This is a genomic window from Listeria monocytogenes ATCC 19117 (assembly GCF_000307025.1).
Classification (GTDB): domain Bacteria; phylum Bacillota; class Bacilli; order Lactobacillales; family Listeriaceae; genus Listeria; species Listeria monocytogenes_B.
Map to the genome: position 1 here is coordinate 1715624 of NC_018584.1, position 19002 is coordinate 1734625.

Annotated in this window: 15 protein-coding genes, 5 tRNA genes, 1 pseudogene and 1 riboswitch; of the genes and pseudogenes, 3 read left to right on the top strand and 18 right to left on the bottom strand. The window is 40.1% G+C overall.

Going from position 1 to position 19002, the window contains the following annotated elements; all coding sequences use genetic code 11:
• Nucleotides 1-41: 41 nt before the first annotated feature.
• The 3 genes from LMOATCC19117_RS08420 to ytkD are packed head-to-tail and all read right to left on the bottom strand — an operon-like array spanning nucleotide 42 to nucleotide 1736.
• Nucleotides 42-953: an L-lactate dehydrogenase gene (locus LMOATCC19117_RS08420; protein ID WP_003731599.1), complete on the bottom strand. Its 912-nt coding sequence runs from the start codon at nucleotides 951-953 to the stop codon at nucleotides 42-44.
• A gap of 16 nt (nucleotides 954-969) precedes the next feature.
• A complete protein-coding gene (locus tag LMOATCC19117_RS08425; protein ID WP_003727325.1) occupies nucleotides 970-1212 on the bottom strand; it encodes a DUF2584 domain-containing protein in 243 nt (80 codons plus the stop codon).
• 50 nt (nucleotides 1213-1262) lie between these two features.
• Nucleotides 1263-1736 carry an RNA deprotection pyrophosphohydrolase gene (gene ytkD, locus LMOATCC19117_RS08430; RefSeq protein WP_003734367.1) on the bottom strand — a complete coding sequence of 158 codons (474 nt, stop codon included), beginning with the start codon at nucleotides 1734-1736 and terminating at the stop codon, nucleotides 1263-1265.
• A 73-nt stretch (nucleotides 1737-1809) separates the two neighbouring features.
• On the opposite strand from ytkD, the gene yidD reads away from it, so the two are divergent.
• A complete protein-coding gene (gene yidD / locus LMOATCC19117_RS08435; protein ID WP_003726086.1) occupies nucleotides 1810-2076 on the top strand; it encodes a membrane protein insertion efficiency factor YidD in 267 nt (88 codons plus the stop codon).
• A 150-nt stretch (nucleotides 2077-2226) separates the two neighbouring features.
• Nucleotides 2227-3180: a metal ABC transporter substrate-binding protein gene (locus LMOATCC19117_RS08440; protein ID WP_003727323.1), complete on the top strand. Its 954-nt coding sequence runs from the start codon at nucleotides 2227-2229 to the stop codon at nucleotides 3178-3180.
• A 17-nt stretch (nucleotides 3181-3197) separates the two neighbouring features.
• On the opposite strand, the gene LMOATCC19117_RS08445 is transcribed toward LMOATCC19117_RS08440, so the two are convergent.
• From LMOATCC19117_RS08445 to LMOATCC19117_RS08465, 5 genes are read right to left on the bottom strand one after another with little or no spacing between them, the layout of a single operon-like run.
• Nucleotides 3198-4607: an o-succinylbenzoate--CoA ligase gene (locus LMOATCC19117_RS08445; protein ID WP_003741281.1), complete on the bottom strand. Its 1410-nt coding sequence runs from the start codon at nucleotides 4605-4607 to the stop codon at nucleotides 3198-3200.
• Between the two features lie 15 nt (nucleotides 4608-4622).
• Nucleotides 4623-5441: a 1,4-dihydroxy-2-naphthoyl-CoA synthase gene (gene menB, locus LMOATCC19117_RS08450; protein WP_003726089.1), complete on the bottom strand. Its 819-nt coding sequence runs from the start codon at nucleotides 5439-5441 to the stop codon at nucleotides 4623-4625.
• Nucleotides 5438-6265, bottom strand: a complete 828-nt coding sequence (gene menH, locus LMOATCC19117_RS08455; RefSeq protein ID WP_003727322.1) for a 2-succinyl-6-hydroxy-2,4-cyclohexadiene-1-carboxylate synthase — start codon at nucleotides 6263-6265, stop codon at nucleotides 5438-5440. The genes menB and menH overlap by 4 nt, the downstream gene beginning before the upstream one ends.
• Nucleotide 6266: 1 nt before the next feature.
• Nucleotides 6267-8009 (bottom strand): 2-succinyl-5-enolpyruvyl-6-hydroxy-3-cyclohexene-1-carboxylic-acid synthase, encoded by a 1743-nt coding sequence (gene menD / locus LMOATCC19117_RS08460; RefSeq protein ID WP_003726091.1) that lies wholly within the window; start codon nucleotides 8007-8009, stop codon nucleotides 6267-6269.
• Nucleotides 8006-9394: an isochorismate synthase gene (locus tag LMOATCC19117_RS08465; protein WP_003726092.1), complete on the bottom strand. Its 1389-nt coding sequence runs from the start codon at nucleotides 9392-9394 to the stop codon at nucleotides 8006-8008. The genes menD and LMOATCC19117_RS08465 overlap by 4 nt, the downstream gene beginning before the upstream one ends.
• A 174-nt stretch (nucleotides 9395-9568) precedes the next feature.
• Between LMOATCC19117_RS08465 and LMOATCC19117_RS08470 the strand changes: the two genes are divergently transcribed.
• Nucleotides 9569-10507, top strand: coding sequence for a 1,4-dihydroxy-2-naphthoate polyprenyltransferase (locus tag LMOATCC19117_RS08470; RefSeq protein ID WP_003723268.1), 939 nt, complete (start codon nucleotides 9569-9571; stop codon nucleotides 10505-10507).
• 33 nt (nucleotides 10508-10540) lie between these two features.
• On the opposite strand, the gene LMOATCC19117_RS08475 is transcribed toward LMOATCC19117_RS08470, so the two are convergent.
• The 10 genes and pseudogenes from LMOATCC19117_RS08475 to LMOATCC19117_RS08520 form a co-directional block, all read right to left on the bottom strand.
• Nucleotides 10541-12394 (bottom strand): bifunctional homocysteine S-methyltransferase/methylenetetrahydrofolate reductase, encoded by a 1854-nt coding sequence (locus LMOATCC19117_RS08475; RefSeq protein WP_003726093.1) that lies wholly within the window; start codon nucleotides 12392-12394, stop codon nucleotides 10541-10543.
• Nucleotides 12391-13563, bottom strand: a complete 1173-nt coding sequence (metC, locus tag LMOATCC19117_RS08480) for a cystathionine beta-lyase (RefSeq protein WP_003734931.1) — start codon at nucleotides 13561-13563, stop codon at nucleotides 12391-12393. Before metC ends, LMOATCC19117_RS08475 begins: the two co-directional genes overlap by 4 nt.
• Nucleotides 13556-14679: pseudogene (locus tag LMOATCC19117_RS08485) on the bottom strand (PLP-dependent transferase). The gene metC and the pseudogene LMOATCC19117_RS08485 overlap by 8 nt, the downstream one beginning before the upstream one ends.
• Nucleotides 14680-14700: 21 nt before the next feature.
• Nucleotides 14701-16998, bottom strand: a complete 2298-nt coding sequence (metE, locus tag LMOATCC19117_RS08490) for a 5-methyltetrahydropteroyltriglutamate--homocysteine S-methyltransferase (protein ID WP_003726096.1) — start codon at nucleotides 16996-16998, stop codon at nucleotides 14701-14703.
• Between the two features lie 106 nt (nucleotides 16999-17104).
• Nucleotides 17105-17211, bottom strand: a riboswitch (SAM riboswitch).
• A gap of 77 nt (nucleotides 17212-17288) precedes the next feature.
• Entirely contained in the window at nucleotides 17289-18464 is a 1176-nt protein-coding gene (locus LMOATCC19117_RS08495) for an MFS transporter (protein WP_003726097.1), read from the bottom strand.
• Nucleotides 18465-18528: 64 nt separating this feature from the next.
• Nucleotides 18529-18600: transfer RNA gene (locus LMOATCC19117_RS08500), tRNA-Glu, on the bottom strand.
• A 5-nt stretch (nucleotides 18601-18605) separates the two neighbouring features.
• Nucleotides 18606-18696: transfer RNA gene (locus LMOATCC19117_RS08505), tRNA-Ser, on the bottom strand.
• Between the two features lie 34 nt (nucleotides 18697-18730).
• Nucleotides 18731-18803: transfer RNA gene (locus tag LMOATCC19117_RS08510), tRNA-Asn, on the bottom strand.
• 6 nt (nucleotides 18804-18809) lie between these two features.
• A tRNA-Ile gene (locus LMOATCC19117_RS08515) sits at nucleotides 18810-18883 on the bottom strand.
• A 25-nt stretch (nucleotides 18884-18908) separates the two neighbouring features.
• A tRNA-Gly gene (locus LMOATCC19117_RS08520) sits at nucleotides 18909-18979 on the bottom strand.
• Nucleotides 18980-19002: the final 23 nt, after the last annotated feature.

A 19002-nucleotide genomic window follows, 5' to 3' on the forward strand; every position in this document is an offset into this window, starting at 1 on the left:
TATTGCCATTTTATTCCCCTATTTTCTCCATGGCAAACTAATTATTCAATTAACTGAAAAGCTGTTTTAATAACTTCAGCTGATGCATTAAAATTAGCCACTTCATCTGTAGTTAGTTTCGGTTCTAAAATATCTATCACGCCATTTGCACCAATGATTGCTGGTTGTCCGATGTACGTATTTGTTTTTTCGGAAAATACAGCTAATGGAAAAACTTGTTTAGCATCTGTTAAAATCGCATCGACAATCCCCGCTGCAGCTGTGGCTATTCCAAAACTCGTCCAGCCTTTGCCCATTAAAATATTCCAACCACCACCACGAACTGCATCTTTTAATGCTGGTAAATCAAGTTGTGTTGTTGTTTTATAATCCGTGATGCTTACCCCGCCAATTTTCACCGTAGACCAAGCAACGAATTGTGATTCACCATGCTCGCCAAGAACGTATCCTTCCACACTCTTTGGATTAATATGTAATGCTTCTCCTACTACTCGTCTCATTCTTGCTGTATCAAGTGATGTTCCCGTCCCAAATACTCGTGAATGATCAAACCCAGATAATTTCTGAATAAGCATCGTAATCACATCACATGGATTCGTAATATTCACAAAAATCCCTTTAAACCCCGATGCGATAATTTTTGGTACAATCTCAGCCACTGACCGACTTGTTTCAACGAGCTCTTCCATACGATCCTCGCGCAGTAACGTTTCTGGACCAACAGCCATGACAATGACATCGGCATCACCTAGTGCGCTCCAGTCATTCGAAGTTATTGTAGTATACGAATTCGTCATCGAAGCCATATCGCGCAGTTCTAACGCTTCACTTTCTGCTTTAGTTTCGATTTTATCTATTAACACAATTTCATCACAAATCCCTTGAGTTACGAGGGAAAAAGCCACGTCGCTCCCAACATGACCAGTACCAATTATTCCAACCTTCCGTTTCAAAAAATCCCCTCCACAATTAATTACTTGAATTTAATGCGATTAATTCATATTTAATGATAGTTTTATTATTTTCCCACACGAGTTTACGAGGGATTGCTTCTCCAAGTGTTTCGCCTTCTTTTGTTTTACGTACTGCGATTGGCACATCAATTGGATAAATCCGATAACCTAATTTTTCTAGTTCAAAGAAATTATCAGAAATTCGCTTTTCTTTTCCTTTTGTTACAATCATTGTGTTTACCTCTAGTGGCATACCCAATTTTCCCACCTCCAGTTTCTTTAATCATAGCAGAGATTGCCCCTATTTGACTAGTTTTTATCATTTAAGATTCGCTCAGCTTGTTGCACAATTTGGACCATTCCCGCATCTCGCATAAAAAAGCTAAAAGCCGGTTGTAAAATGAATCGACTTAACTCCCCTAGAATGATGACAGGGCCTTTTGTTTCAAGGTAATCATCTAGTGATTCAATGGAAATAACATCCGCCGCATAAACTCGTTTAGTAAACGTTCGTTCCTCTGATTCGACCAAATAATCAGCTACAAAATGAAGTTCATCACTAATTGCGCCCGTCTCTTCCATGAGCTCGCGTTTCGCTGCGTCTAAATTTGTTTCTCCTGGTTCACCTTTTCCACCAGGGAATTCAAGCCCACGAATTTTGTGTTCGGTAAAAAGCCAACCGTCCTCTGTTTTAGGTATAATGAGCACATCGTCTGGATTATTTTCCTGTGCTTCAAAATAGATTGTAACTTTGTTTCCAAGTGTATCATTATAAATAAACAAAAACTCACTTCCTTTTCTTTTTTCAAAAATGTGGTAAGCTGTATGTAAGCTGAAATTTAGAGGGTGAAAATCAATGAAAAAAATTCTTATCGGAGGAATCCGACTTTATCAAAAATATATTTCGCGTTTCACTCCGGCTACTTGTCGTTTTTATCCAACTTGTTCTGCCTATGGAATCGAAGCGATACAGACACATGGCGCTTTAAAAGGTAGTTACCTTGCGATTAGACGTATTTCTAAATGCCACCCGTTTCATAAAGGCGGACTAGATTTTGTGCCACCCAAAAAAGAGAAGAATGCTGATTCCGAGCATTCCTGTAAAGCTCACCATCACCATTAATCATATCATGAATCGGTTTTTGCCGGTTCATTTTTTTCTTGCTTTTTAAGACAGAATAAGGTATTATCAAATTCGGACTATAAATCGTAATTGCTACGATTCGTATATTATTTAAACAAGAATTATTTTCGATTTAGAGGAGTGAAAAGATTGAGAAAAAAGTATCTTATTGCCTTAACTGTACTATTTTCAGCATTACTCATACTTACTGGCTGCTCAGATGAGAGCGATAAAAAAGCGACAAAGAGTGATCAATTAACAGTTTATACAACCGTTTACCCTTTGCAGTATTTAACAGAACAAATCGGCGGTGAGTATGTAGATGTTCATAGCATTTACCCACCAGGTTCTGACGCCCATAGCTTCGAACCCACCCAAAAAGATATGATGAAAATTGCCGATAGTGATTTATTCTTCTATATCGGACTGGGTATGGAAGGATTTGTGGACAAAGCGGAAAAAACACTCGCGAATGAACATGTCTCTTTCGTCCCTACCGCTGAAAAATTAGACTTGCCAAAAGATCCAGATGCCGCAGAAGAACATGACCACGAAAGCGAAGAAGAACACGAACATGGCGACATTAACCCGCACGTATGGTTAAATCCTGTATACATGGAACAAATGGCAACAGTTGTAAAAGATAAATTAATCAAAGAAATGCCCGATCAAAAAGAAACTTTCGAAAAAAATTACCAGGCTGTCGAAAAAAAATTGAAAAAGCTAGATCAAGATTTCCGCACAGTTACAAAGGAAGCAAAACAAAAAGACTTCGTGACAGCACATGCAGCCTATAGCTACTGGGAAACAGAATATGGTCTGCACCAAATTCCTATTGCCGGTGTATCAACAAGTGATGAACCTTCTCAAAAGAAATTAAAATCTATCGTTGAAAAAATCGAAGCAGAGAAAATCCCATATATTATGTTAGAACAAAACACTAACTCAAAAATAGCAGATGTTATTCAACAAGAAACAAATACAAAAACACTGACACTCCACAATTTAGAAACACTTACGCAAAAAGACTTAGATCAAAAACGTGATTATCTTTCCATTATGAACGATAATTTAAAAGCATTAAAAGAAGGTCTTAATTATTAAAAAGAAAGGCGCTCTGTTTACATAGAGTGCCTTTCTTTTAATTTATTGCGTTGAATTTTTCCAGATGCTGTTTTAGGTAGCTTTTCGACAATCGTTATTTGTTTAGGGATTTTATAACCAGCCAAATTTGTTTCACAGATAAGCCGTAATTCAGCTTCATCAAATGTTTCTTCTGCAACGATAAAAGCGACGGGAACACTACCCCATTTATCGTCAGGCTTACCGATAACAGCCACTTCTTTCACGCCCTCATACTCGGAAATGACATGTTCTATTTCAGTAGGATAAATGTTCTCTCCTCCCGAAATAATCAAATCAGAACGACGCTCTAACACAAATAAAAAGCCTTCTTCATCCAAATAGCCAATATCACCAGTTTTGAACCAACCATCCACAAACGAAGCTTCTGTCGCTTTTTTATTATGTAAATATCCAGGTGTAATCGATGGTCCTTTTAGTAAAATTTCTCCGTCATCCGCAATTTTCACTTCTGCTGGAAATAACGCTTTACCTGAAGAACCAATTTTATTTAAGGCATCTTTTGGTGGTAAAGTAACGATTTGTGAAGCTGTTTCTGTCATCCCGAATGACTGCACTAAGGGAATATCACGCTGTTTGCAAATTTCCAAAACAGCTTTACTAGCAGGCCCGCCGCCCAGTAAAACGGTTCGAACATTGGGATGATAACTTCCGCTGTGTATTTTCAACAAGCGTTCCAGCATAGAAGTCACGACCGAAATCGTAGAAATTTTACCACTTTCAAGCAATTGCGTAATTTTTTCTTCATCGAAATGCTCTTCCAAATATACGGGAATTCCGTAAATAACCGAACGCATCATAATCGATAAACCACTAATATGAAAAATCGGCACAGCACAGAGCCAGCTATCTTTCTCGGTTAAACCTAAATTCAGCACCGAAGCAACAGCACTCCACCAGTGATTTTCGTAAGTTTGCACAACACCTTTTGGTTTCCCTGTTGTCCCTGATGTATACATAACAGAAGCCGCGCGAGATAAGTCCCATGTTTCTAACAACGCTGGCGCTTCATAATCCGTTTCTGCCAAAGTAGCATAACTAATTCCAGTGGCTACCTTATCTACTAACGAATCCGCTACAATCACATGTTTTACCTCAGCGTTCGCGAGTTGAAACGATATCTCTTTTTTCGTCAAACGATTATTCAGAAATAAAGTGACCGCACCAAGTTGTTGCAGAGCATGAATGAGTAAAAAAGTCATCCGATCATTTTTCCCTAGCAAAGCAACCATCTCGTCTTTTCTAATCCCTAACGCGAATAACTTACCCGCAAGTTGTTTTACTGCTTCACTTATTTCTTCAAATGTTTCTTCTTTTCCTTCAAAAACGAGTGCGGTCTCTTTAGGAGAAAGCCGCACTCGTTTTTGAAGCCAGTTTGTCATGTCCATTTTTACACCTTCAAATCAAGGGAATTTTGGAAATTGGTCAAAGTCTGGATCACGTTTTTCTTTAAAGGCATCGCGACCTTCTTTGGCTTCATCGGTTGTGTAATATAGAAGTGTTGCGTCACCAGCTAATTGCTGAATACCCGCTAAACCATCTGTATCTGCATTGAAAGCTGCTTTGATGAAACGCAAGGCAGTTGGACTTTTTTGTAGCATTTCTTTTGCCCAAGCTACTGTTTCTTTTTCTAAATCTGCTACTGGAACAACAGTGTTAATCCAGCCCATTTCTAGCGCTTCATCCGCTGTATATTGACGGCACATAAACCAAACTTCTTTCGCTTTCTTATGTCCAATAACACGTGCTAAATAGCCAGAACCATAACCAGCATCAAAGCTACCAACATTCGGTCCTGTTTGACCAAATTTTGCATTATCTGCTGCAATTGTTAAGTCACATACCAATTGAAGAACATTACCTCCACCAATGGACCAGCCCGCAACCATCGCAATAACTGGCTTTGGAATAACACGAATTAAACGTTGTAAATCAAGAACATTCAAACGTGGGATTTGGTCATCGCCAACATACCCACCATGACCGCGAACTTTTTGGTCTCCGCCAGAACAGAAAGCTTTTTCGCCTTCCCCTGTTAAAATAATCACGCCAAGATTCGAATTATCACGCGCTAAGTTAAATGCATCAATCATCTCTGTTACTGTTTTTGGTGTAAATGCATTATGTACTTCTGGACGATTAATCGTAATTTTCGCGATTCCTTCGTAACTTTCATATTTGATTTCCTCATATACTTTTTCTGTTTGCCAATTAAAACTCATTTTTCTTCCTCCTTCAAAATATCTTCCAGCCAGTAATTAAGCTGACTTGAAAAGCTGTTTGGTTGTTCTAAATAAACTGCATGCCCCGCTTCTTGAATTGAAACATGCGTACTATTTGGTAAAAGTTGATGCATTTCCTGCGCGATTTTTTCAAACTTCTCATCTAAAGCACCGGTAATGAGTAGCACTGGAAAAGTAAAGTTCGCTAAACAGTTCCAGTAAGATGGTTGTTTTCCGGTCCCCATCCCACGTAGACTCATTGCTAAACCATGCGAGTTTTGCGATAGCCGTTCTGACCTAATTCTTCTTTTCATTTCAGGAGACAAAACTTTTTGTGAAGCAAACAAAGCTAAATTTTCCCAGTAGTCCACAAAAGGCACCAAGCCCTCTTCTTCAATCCAGTCTGCCAAACGATTATCAGCCGCAACACGGCTTTCTCGGATATCTGCTTGTTCAAGGCCAGGAGAGCTACTAACTAAAATAAGTCCACGCACCCTTTTTGGAAAGGTTGCTGCAAACGCAGTCGCGACCCGCCCGCCCATCGAATAGCCAAGTACAAAACATCTACTGATATTTAATTGATGTAAAATTCCAGCTAAATCCTCGCAAATATTTTCCATAGTGTAAGGCGATATTTCTTCTGGGCTTGCGGTATTTCCGTGCCCAAGTAAATCTGGCGCAATAATATTAAAATGTTCTTTCAAACCTGAAATACTATCTTGAAATGTTTCGCTTGTTCCAGTAAAACCATGTAACATCAGTAAAGCTGGCTTTTCTCCACTTATAGCAGTTGTCAGATGATAATGTCGACCGTTTACTAGCATATTAATCTAATGCCTTTAACGCGTCCGCAATTTTAACCCAAAGTGCTTGATGATTTGCTTTATTTTCATGACGATTTGTTTTCACTTCAATAATATCCAAACCTTTATGGTAGCTAGCTTTATCGATTGCTTCTTCTAGTTCATCTACCGACTTAGCCTCGTGATAATCTGCATCATAAAAAGCAGCTGCAAAACGGAAATCAAGTTCAGTAGATGTACCAAATAATGATTCAAAATACTTCGGCTCGTTTGCTTGAGGTAAGAACGAGAATATCCCGCCGCCATCATTATTAACAATCACAATCGTTAGGTTCATCTTATATTTTTTCGCCATAAGTAACCCGTTCATATCATGATAAAAGGATAAATCACCAATTAGTAAAAACATTGGTTGGAAGACAACACTAGCACCTAACGCCGAAGAAACAACTCCGTCAATACCATTAGCCCCGCGATTTGCTAGCATTTTTATTTTCTTATCAATTTGTGAAAAGTACGTGTCAACATCGCGAATCGGCATACTATTACCAATAAAGAGTCCCGCTTTGTCCGGTAACAAACGGCGTAATTCCGCAACTATCTTACCTTCTTCCAAAATGGTTGTGTTCGCCATTTCAGCCAAAACGATTTCTCGTGCCACTTTATTATACGATGTCCATCCATTTAACCACGCTGCATCTTTCGCATCATCAGGCATATTTTGTTGCATGATATCTAGTAAAAATCGTTCATCACAGTGAATCATGTCTGTTACCGCTTTAATCGGATCTTTCCAAGCAGCACCCGGATCCACCACATAAAAACGAATATCTGAAAGTTGTTCTAACCAGTTTTTCAGTGGTTTAGAAACTGGCATACTTCCAAAACGAATAACTACTTCTGGTGTTAATTTATCCATAATCTCTGCTTCTTTTAAGAATGCATCATATTGGTCAATCACTACTTCATCTAGCGCCCCGTAAGAACGGAGTCCAGAAAGCGGATCAGCTAAAATCGGCCAACCTAGTTTTTTCGCTAAATCAACCATTGGCTGCTCCAATTCTTTCTTATCGATTGGACCAACGACGAATACGCCTTTTTTACCAGTGCATTCTGTCACCATTTTTTGAATCGAGCTATCGTCCAATACTTCATGCGTATAATAAATATGTACGTGATGATGTTTTTTTCCGGTAGCTGTGAACGGTGAAGGTTCTAGAATTGGCACAAGCGGTTCGCGTAATGGGAAATTGAGGTGCACAGGGCCACGTGGAGTTTTCATTGCAATATCCACCGCGCGACTTCCATGCCATTTTGCATAGCGAAGCATTTCTTCACTGTTTTCAGGAAGTGCCATATCCGTAAAATCCTTGACATGTGAACCATATAAATGCAACTGATCCATCGCTTGTGGTGCTCCAACATTTCGAAGCTCATGTGGACGATCAGCAGTTAAAACAATCAATGGGATTTGTGATAAATTAGCTTCAGCAACTGCTGGAAAATAGTTTGCAGCTGCCGTTCCTGAAGTACAAAGTAGAACAACTGGACGTTTCGATGCTTTCGCTAGACCTAAAGCAAAAAAGCCAGCCGAGCGTTCGTCAACATCCACATAAATCTTCAAAATCGGATGCTCTGCCATCATCAGTGCAAGCGGAGTGGAACGTGAACCCGGGCTAATAATTGCTTCTTTCACACCGGCTTGCACAAGCTCCTCAATAAATGCAGCTAAATAATCTGTCAGCACTTGTTCGTGGTTTGTCATTTCTTTATGCCTCCTAATACGCGTAACATCGGCTGGAATTTTACTGCCGTTTCTTGTAATTCTTCTTTTGGTACAGAATCTCCAACAATCCCGCAACCAGCATAGATTAACCCCTGCGAATCGACAATTAAGCCTGAACGAATGGCCACAGCAAACTCACCAGAACCTTTTAAGTCAACCCAGCCAATCGGTGCTCCGTAGAAACCACGATCCATTTCTTCTTTCATCCGAATAATGGCTAATCCCATTTTTTGAGGTAAACCGCCAAGAGCTGGCGTTGGATGAAGAGCTTTTACCATTTCAAGCATGGAAACATCTGGTTTTTTCTTCGCGGTAATATTCATATATAGATGTTGAATATCACGATTTTTCAGAAGTACTGGTTGGCTAGATAACGACAATCCTGTTGTAAATGGTTTTAATGTTTCTTCCATCATTTGCACTACATAAGAATGCTCTCGCAAGTTTTTCGCATCTTTTAACAGCGCATTTCCAAGTGCTTCGTCCGCTTCTTCGGTAGCGCCGCGCTCCGTAGAACCAGCTACACATGACGAATGAATTTCATCCCCATTGACCGCAAGTAATCTTTCAGGAGTTGCCCCGAAAAAGACCCCTGTTCCCTTTTCAATAAGGAAGAAATAACTATTTTCTTGTGTTGCTAGCATATTTTCCAAAATAATGGCACTATCTACTTGGCGCTGGAAACGCAAGCCCATTCGTCTAGCTAGAACCACTTTTTTTACGTCTTCTGAATGATTAATCATATCGATAATTTCACTCGCAGTTTCTAGGAAATGGTCTTTGCCAATCTCCTTAAAATCTGTAAGTAATGCCATTTCAGCTTCATTAACCTCTTGATGAATGATTTTTTGCCATTGATTAAAAACAGCTTCTAATTTGCTTTCCGTATCATCAGAGTAGATAGACAAATTAACGGTTAAGTAACTTTTACCATCTTTATTCGTTAACATAAATAGTGGTAAATAAAACAAGCCATCTTTAAAACTTTGCCATTCTTTCTCTGTATCACGCTCAGGATCAAAGGCAAAACCACCAAAGTAAATTGGTCCAGTAGCATCTACGGTTGCATTGGTTACACTAGTTCGCAGTCTCTTCTCAATTTTCTCTTGCAGTCCAAGAAAAGCATCTTTTTTCTTCTCCGCCAAAAATTGTTTCGTTACACCAAAACCGGTCATGGTCAGTGTCATTTCTGGATTTTGCCAGAAAAAACGCTCACCTTTAAAAGCCGTGCCAGCTTTTTTAAACAATTTGACTGGAGACACTAATTCATCTAACTCAGTTACCCAGCTAAATAGAGCCGGTTGATCTTGGCTTGCGCTACGTTTCGCTTGATTAAATAAATCAAGAGGCAATTTAGTATTCATATGCTTATCTCTCCTTTTACATTCACATCTTCTATTATACCAAAAATAGAGCTAAACTGCTTGGTTTGCGTTTTTTCTTTCATTTCGTTATTAATTATTGACGTTCTTGCAATATTTCCCTAAAATGAAGGGTAGACATCTGAAACATATGGAAGTGAAAAAGGAGAGAAAAACATGGCTAATGCCTCAAAATCTGCACTTACAAAACAAACTGGATTTCAAAAATGGTGGACATTACTTCGCCCCCATACACTTGTAGCCTCTTTCGTTCCAGTATTTCTTGGAACATCAGTCGCAATGAGCTACACCAGTTTTCATTTTACACGTTTTATCGTTATGCTAATTGCTTGTTTCTTTATACAAACATCCGCCAATCTATTCAATGAATATTTTGATTATAAAAAAGGGCAAGATGATGAGCACTCGGTAGGAAATGGTGGTGCTATCGTCCGAAATGGTATGCGCCCAGGATTTATTTTATTCCTAGCAATTTTCTTATACATATTATCAATTCTCGGTGGTGTTTATTTATCCATTGAACTTAATTGGTATGTAGGATTACTTGGCGCAATATGTATGCTTGTTGGCTTTCTTTATACGGGAGGACCTTATCCTATTGCTTATACGCCATTTGGTGAAATTATGGCAGGATTCTTTATGGGGGGAATTATTACTTTCATTTCCTTCTATATTCAAGCAGAATTTATTAGTTCGTTTATCGTATACGTATCGATTCCAGTAATGGTGCTCGTTGGTAACTTGCTACTTGCTAATAGTATTCGTGATTTAGTACCTGATAAGAAAAATGGTCGTTTAACCTTAGCTATCTTGCTAGGTCGCAAATGGGCAACCGTTCTTTTTGCAGCTGCTTTTCTATTCAGTTACGTATTTGAAATCGCCCTTATTTTCACACAAGATGCTCCGTGGTGGACGCTTCTGATTTTACTTAGTTTGCCAGAAGCTATTCGCGCCGTGCGTCGTTTCATCGGCAAAACTTCGCCGATTACAATGGTCCCAGCCATGAAATCCACATCTAAAGCATTAACTATCTTTGGTATTACATTGGCCCTTGCTTACCTTTTAAGTCTATTATCCAGAAATTTATTCATGTAAAAAAACTGGTTGTCCTCGTGACAACCAGTTTTTTTATTTAGACCCAATTTGGACTTGCTGTTTATTTTGGGCATATTTCGCTAATTCTATCGATAAATCATATCGTAAAAATGGCGTAATAATATAAATCCCTTGGAAATGCTCACAAATCGCATCCACTAATTCACGAGCAATTGCCATGCCTTCTTCATTTGCATGACCGTGCTCTTCCGCCTCTCTCATTCGCTCCCGCACATCATCTGTCAAACGAATCCCGGGAACCTCATTATGCAGAAATTCCGCATTCCGACTAGACAATAATGGCATAACCCCAATAAAAAGTGGCACATCAATATTTGCTTTTTGCAAGGCTTCTTTTAATAAGATAGCTTTATTCACATCATAAATTGGCTGTGTAATAATATAATCGGCACCATATTCCACTTTTCGCTCAATTAACCTAACCGCTTTCTCTAAGTTCAGCACATTCGGATTAAATGCCGCTCCAACATGGAATCGTGCCTTTTCTTTCAGTGATTTCCCAGTATAAGAAATCCCATCATTGAACTTTTTAATTAGCTGAACTAATTCCACAGACCTTAAATCAAACACCGAAGACGCTCCAGGGAAATCACCTACTTTAGTTGGATCACCTGTAATCGCAAGCACATCATGCAGCCCCAATTTATGAAATCCCATCACATGCGAATGCATCCCAACCAAATTATGATCCCGCGTCGTCAAATGAATGAGTGGTTTAATACCATATTCATGCTTCAAAATCGAAGCTAGCGCCATATTACTAATCCGCGGCGTGGCAAGCGAATTATCCGAAATCGTAATCGCATCAACGCCTGCCTCGTCAAGTGCCTGGGCTCCTTCAAAAAATTTCGTCGTATCAAAAGTCCTCGGCGGATCTAGTTCAACCAAAATCGTTAAACGTTCCTTCACTTTATCAAGCAAACGTTCACCAGAATCCACATCCTCCACTTCTTCTGGAACAAGTTCCAATATCGGCCGAACTTCTTTTTCCAAAATGGGTTTTGTTGTTTCAAGGCCTTTTCGTAAAGCACGAATATGATCTGGCGTCGTGCCACAACAACCACCAATAATCCGAGCACCTTCTTGCCGAAAAACCTCCCCATAATGTTCAAAATAATCCGTGTCAGACTGATAAATCACTTTTCCTTCTTGCATCTCTGGCAAACTAGCATTGGGATAAACTGCCAAATAAGCATTATCATACAACGGCACTGTTTCAAGAGCACGCGCCATATGGTAAGGACCAAGTCGGCAATTAATACCAACTACATCCGCTCCAAGCGCAATAAGTTCTTCCAGCGCATCCGGCAATTTTTTCCCGTTTTGAAGAATACCCGGCTCATGCATAGAGACATTCGCAACTACCGGTAAATCAGTAGTCTCACGAAGAATTTTCAACACTGTTTTAAGCTCATCTAAATCATAATACGTTTCCAGCAAAATCGCATCCACACCATCTAACAAAAAACAGTATAGCTGCTCCCTAAAACTTCGCTTGATTTCTTCGAGTGGAGCCGCTGGAAGTCTTGCATCCACTGCGCCATTTATTCCACCAATCGTCCCAAAAATATACGTTCCAGTCCCTCTTGCCGCTTCCTTTGCTAACCGAATGGCTGCTTGATTAATACGCTTCACTTCATCTTCTAAACCATATCGCGCTAATTTAATATAATTTGCACCATACGTATTCGTTTGAATAATATCCGCCCCAGCACCAATATATGCTTTATGAATCGCAACAATATCTTCCGGATGAGACAAATTTAGCTCTTCAAACGAACGATCCACTCCATAAGAATAAAGCAAAGTGCCCATCGCGCCGTCAGCAATTAATACTTTTTCACTTAAATCTTTTCTTAAATTCATTTCGCAACACTTCCCTTCTTAATGAAAGAAAGTGCTTGTTTTAAATCAGCAATCAAGTCATCGGCATCTTCTAGTCCAGCTGAAAAACGTAATAATCCTGGCGTAATTCCTTGCGCCAAACGCTCCTCTTCCGGAACAGCCGCATGAGACATTTTAGCCGGGTAAGAAAGAATACTCTCCACCGCGCCCAAACTCACAGAAAATACCGGCAATTCCAAATGTGTTACTAGTTCTCGCACAGCTTCCTCACTGCCTAAATCAAACGATAAAACGGCCCCGCCACTTGTCGCCTGTTCCACTTGAATGTCATAACCCGCATGAGAAGGTAACCACGGATAATGCACTGCCACCACATCTGGCTCCGCATTTAAAAATAGCGCAATTTTCTCCGCTGTTTCCGTCCCAGCCTTCATCCGCACAGAAAGTGTTTTTAGTCCGCGCAATAACAACCACGAATCCTGCACTCCAAGAACCCCACCAGTCGAATTTTGCAAAAAGTACACTGCTTCAGCCAGATTAGGATTATTGGTGACAATTAGCCCCGCCAAAATATCACTATGCCCTCCAAGAAATTTCGTCGCACTATGAATAACCAAGTCTGCACCTAATTCTAACGGTTTTTGAATTAACGGCGTCAAAAATGTATTATCAACAAACGTATAACACCCATTCGCTTTCGCAAGTTTTGCAACAGTCCGAATATCTGTCACATGCAGCAACGGATTAGAAGGTGTTTCCAAGTAAACCAGTTTCGTATTCGCTTGAAATGCCTTCGCAACTTCGTCAATATTTGTCGTATCAACAAAAGTATGCGTAATCCCAAAACGCGGCAACACTTGCTCCACAAAACGAAACGTCCCGCCGTACACATCTTTCGCAATGATAAAATGGTCTCCCTTAGAAAGAGTAAAGAGCGCTGCAGAAACAGCCGCCATCCCACTAGCAAAGGCAAAACCATTCGTACCACCTTCCAGTTCCGCAATCGCTTGTTCCACTTTTTCTCTCGTTGGGTTCCCACTTCTCGCATAATCATAAGCGTGATAATTATCAAAGTCATGCTGATGGAAAGTAGACGATAAATGAATTGGCGTATTAAGCGCACCTGTCTCTTTATCAATCCCGAGGCTCGCTTTAATCACAGCCGTATCTTGCGCATATTCATTAGCCACGAGCGCTCACCCCTTCCAAAACCGCATCGAGTGCCTTAGATAAATCAGCAATCAAATCTTCACTAGCTTCAATTCCAACCGAAATGCGCAATAATTTGTCTGTAAGTCCATAAGAATTCCGCAACTCTTCAGGAATATCTGCGTGCGTTTGTGTTGTTGGATAAGTAATCAAACTCTCCACCCCGCCTAAACTTTCCGCAAAAGTAAATAACTCAAGTTCTTTCAAAAGTGGCGATACGAGCGCCGCATCTTGAATAAAGAAACTAATCATCCCACCGCGCCCTGGATAACGAACTTCCTCCACCAATTCATGTGATTCCAAAAACGCCGCGATTTTCTCTGCATTCGCTTGATGTTGTCTTACACGCAAAACCAGCGTCTTAAGGCCACGAATCAATAACCAACTATCAAATGGCGATAGCACTGCACCCGTCGCATTTAACTGATTAAAAAAGAAATTCCCAAGTCGCTCCTCTTTTACAATAACCGCCCCAGCAAGCACATCATTATGCCCACCAAGATACTTCGTCGCACTATGAATCACAATATCCGCGCCCAAAGTTAACGGCTGTTGTAAAATTGGTGTATAAAATGTATTATCCACAATCACAAGTAAATCATGCGCACCTGCCCATTCAGACACAGCCGCAATATCTGTTTCCTGCATTAAAGGATTTGTTGGTGTCTCAATAAAAATCGCCTTCGTTTCCGGACGAACTAATTTCTCCAAATCAGCAATCTCCGCCCCGTCCCAATACGAAAATCCAATATTATATTGCGCACCAAACTGTTCAAAATATCTAAAAGTCCCCCCGTACAATCCTGTGAACTAATAATATGTTCGCCAGTTTTAAAAAGCTGGAAAACAAGTTGAATCGCACTCATCCCTGAACTCGTTGCAAAAGCATGCGTTCCATTTTCTAGTTCCGCGAGCGCTTCCTGTAAAGCATCTCGCGTCGGATTTCCAGTTCTAGTATAATCATACCCCGTTGACACTCCAAGATCGGCATGCTGGTAAGCTGTAGAGAAGTAGACTGGCATATTGACAGCACCCGTTCTTTCACATTTTCTATTTCCAATTTGCGCTGCTATCGTCTCTTGTTTCAGCTTTGCCATAATTACCTCTCCTCCATTCCTTTATTTCTCTAATACTTGATATTCCGCACGAACTTCTTTAGTCGCTTTAATCATATCTTGAAGTGCCGCAATCGTTTCAGGCTCTTTACGCGTTTTCAACCCACAATCTGGGTTAATCCAAAATTGTTTTGCATCAATTGCACGTAACGCTCGGCGAATATTGTCTTGGATTTCAGTCACAGTCGGAACGCGTGGACTATGAATATCATAAACCCCAAGGCCAATTTCCTTATCATACGTCACTTCCTCAAATGTCGAAATTATCTCCCCGTGACTTCTTGACGTTTCAATCGAAATAACATCCGCATCTAGAGCACTAATCGTATCAATAATATCGTCAAAGTCCGAATAACACATATGCGTATGAATTTGCGTATCATTTTGGACCGAAGCAGTCGTTAATTTAAACGAATAAACTGCATCATCTAAATATTTTTGCCATCTTGCTTGTTTTAATGGTAAACCTTCACGTAAAGCTGGCTCATCCACTTGGATAACTTTAATGCCATTACGTTCTAACGCTTCTACTTCTTTACGAAGCGCAAGTCCAACCTGATTTGCAACTACACTCTCCGGCACATCATCACGAACAAAACTCCAATTAATAATTGTCACCGGCGCCGTTAGCATTCCCTTCACTGGGCGCTTCGTTAACGACTGGGCATAGACACTTTCTTTCACGGTAATTTCCTCTGTAAAAGCAACATCCCCGTAGATAAGTGGTGGACGAACCGCTCTCGAACCATAAGACTGTACCCATCCAAATTTAGTTGCTTGGAAACCAGCCAATTTTTGCCCGAAATATTCCACCATATCTGTCCGTTCAAATTCCCCGTGAACTAATACATCAATATCCAAATCCTCTTGAATTTTAATCCAGCGAGCCGTTTCTTTTTCAATAAAAGCATTATATTCTGCATCGGTTATGTTCCCTTTTAACCAGTCAGCGCGCGTCTTCCGAACTTCCGGTGATTGTGGAAAACTTCCGATTGTTGTCGTTGGGAAAAGCGGTAATTTCAACCAAGCATGTTGCAACTTAATCCGTTCCGCAAATGGCAACTCCCGGTCCACCCGCACATTTTTCAAATTAGCAATCGCTTCTTGAACTTCTAAATTATTTCGATGGCTAGATTCATTGAGCGCCGTCACTGCTGCACGAGATTCTTCTAGTTCAGCTGCCACACTTTCCGCACCATTCGTCAAAGCCTTCGTCAAAATAGTAATCTCCTCTAATTTTTGATCAGCAAATGATAAGCCACCAAGAATCACTTCATCCAAATCTGGCTCACTTAACTTCGTCACTGGTACATGGAGCAATGAATTAGAAGGTTGAACAATCAATTTTCCATCCGCCACATAATTCGCAATCTCCGTAAGTAGTTCCAGTTTAGCATCCAAGTCACTACGCCAAACATTCCGTCCATCCACCACACCGGCCGCTAAATACTTATCTTCCGGAAATCCGTGAGCTTTTAACGCTTTTATCGAATCACCATGATCATGAACAAAGTCAATCCCAATCGCCGCAACTGGTAAATTAACAACCTCTTCATAATAATCCAAACTTTCAAAATAAGTTTGTAACTCTATTTTCAAATTTGGAACTGCCGTTTGAAACGCTTGATATACTTTTTCAAATAACGCAATTTCTTTTTTATCAAAACTAGTTGCAAGATATGGCTCGTCAATTTGCACCCACTTGGCACCAGCTGCCTCAAGTTCTTTCAAAATCTCTACATACGCCGGAATAAATTTATCTAACAATACTTCAAAACTTTTTGCATCGCTACCTTTTCCAAGTTTTAAATAAGTAATTGGCCCAACAAGCACTGGTTTTCCTTCAATACCAAGCTCTTTCTTCGCTTCTTCGTAATAGTATAGTGCCCGATTATCCAACACTTTCGGCTCCGCATCAGCGAGTTCTGGAACAATATAGTGATAGTTCGTATTAAACCATTTAGTCATTTCAGAGGCCACCGCGTCATTTTTACCACGTGCAATATCAAAATATGTATTTAGCGAAACTTTCCCTCCATCATGCTGAAAACGTTTTGGAATAATCCCAAATGTAACACTCGTATCAAGCACTTGATCATAAAAACTAAAGTCACCAACTGGAATCAAATCAATCCCTTTATCTTGTTGTTTTTTTAGCGCATGTAATCTTAGAATCTTTGTTTCCGCCAATAATTCCTTTTCTGAAATTGTGCCATTCCAAAACTTTTCTAGTGCACGTTTCCATTCACGTTTCTCTCCAAGTCTCGGATACCCCAAGTTTGAACTAATTGCCTTTACCATACTTATCACCTTATCCTCTCCATTTTTTGCCAATAAAAAACCTCCCTAGAGAACTAGAGAGGTTTGGAAGTTTCGATACACAAATACAGTGAAACTTTTTAAGTCTCTCTTATCTCTCGAAGCATCACACTTCGCAGGATTTAGCACCTTTTCAACGAATTGAAAGGTTGCTGGGTTTCAACGGGCCAGTCCCTCTACCACTCATAATAAGAGTAATTTATTTAGTTTTTTTTAATCACTTAAATTGGATTGAAATCATCATACCACTTGCACCTAAAAACTGTCAATCATTAATTTCCCATTTTCTTTTCAAGTGCATCTTTCCGAGCTCCAAATACTAGCAACAAACAGCCAAGCACAAGGATTCCGGCTACTACAAAATAAAATATTTGATTTCCAAAAATCCCGATCATCATTCCAGTCGCGCTCGGCCCAATAATGCTCCCCAAACTGAAGCACATGCCAACCAAAATATTCCCAGCCGGAAGCAATTCAAGTGGCGTTAAATCCGTCATATAAGATAATCCAAGCGAGTATAAAGATCCAAGTAAAATCCCCAAAACAAAGAAGAAAACCACATATAAAACTGGTATCTTAACAAATGCTGTCAACATAAAAACAACTGCTCCTGCTCCCGTCAAAAGAGGTAAAACTTTTCCTCGTCCAAACTTATCACTAACAATCCCAATAGGCACCTGAAAAATAATCGTCCCTACCGAAAAAGAAGAAATAACCATCGCTATCATCATCGTATCGAGCCCATCGCGCAACCCAACAACCGGAAAAGTCGCATTAAGTCCAGTCTCCAAAATTCCATATAAAAACGGTGGAATCATCGCTACCCAAGCCAATTTAAATACATCCGAAAAACGTTTCAAACTACCCCAAAAAGATATTTTTCGAATTACAGCCTTTTCAGCAACAAAGTCATTACGAACAAACCAAACGAGTCCCCAAGCTATCAAAACTAAAATTCCAGATAAAAAGAAAGGCAAGTTCGCATTTATTTTTGCCAAATTAACCAATTGTGGCCCAATCGCAAATCCTAATGAGAAAAACAACCCATAAATAGCCATATTCCGGCCACGTTTACTTGGATCACTCATCGCCCCAATCCAAGTCTGCGAAGAAAAATGTAACATATGATCCCCCACACCAATAAGCAACCTTAATATAAACCAAAAATATAAATTAAACCAAATTGGAAAAGCCAAAATCGAAACCGCAACTAGTCCTCCCCCAACTAAAATAATCGGCTTATAACCATATTTATGAAGTGGGGCCTCAATAAATGGAGAAATAAGTAAAACTCCTAAATAGATTCCCGTAGCATGAAACCCATTAATTCCTGCACTTATACCTTTCTCTTCTAATATTATCGCAATAAGAGGTAATAAAACCCCCTGTGACAATCCTGAAATGGCAACAACCATCGTCAAAATCCAAAACTTCCCTTTAGCCCCCATTAGATACCTCCAAAACTTTACTAAATAAAAAAACAATGTCACAAATTGACATTGTTCTTTAGGATGACCCGTACGGGATTCGAACCCGTGTTACCGCCGTGAAAGGGCGGTGTCTTAACCGCTTGACCAACGGGCCATATCTGGCGGAGAAGGAGGGATTTGAACCCTCGCGCCGCGCGAGCGACCTACACCCTTAGCAGGGGCGCCTCTTCAGCCACTTGAGTACTTCCCCAGATATAAAAAACTTATTCTTATTGAAAGAATAACTCCACAGGCAGGACTCGAACCTGCGACCGATCGGTTAACAGCCGATTGCTCTACCAACTGAGCTACTGTGGAATAAAATGGGCCTAAATGGACTCGAACCATCGACCTCACGCTTATCAGGCGTGCGCTCTAACCAGCTGAGCTATAGGCCCCAGTAAAACTATATTCATGGTAAAAAGCGGGTGATGGGAATCGAACCCACGACAACAGCTTGGAAGGCTGTAGTTTTACCACTAAACTACACCCGCATAATATAATTTTTAAAAACAAA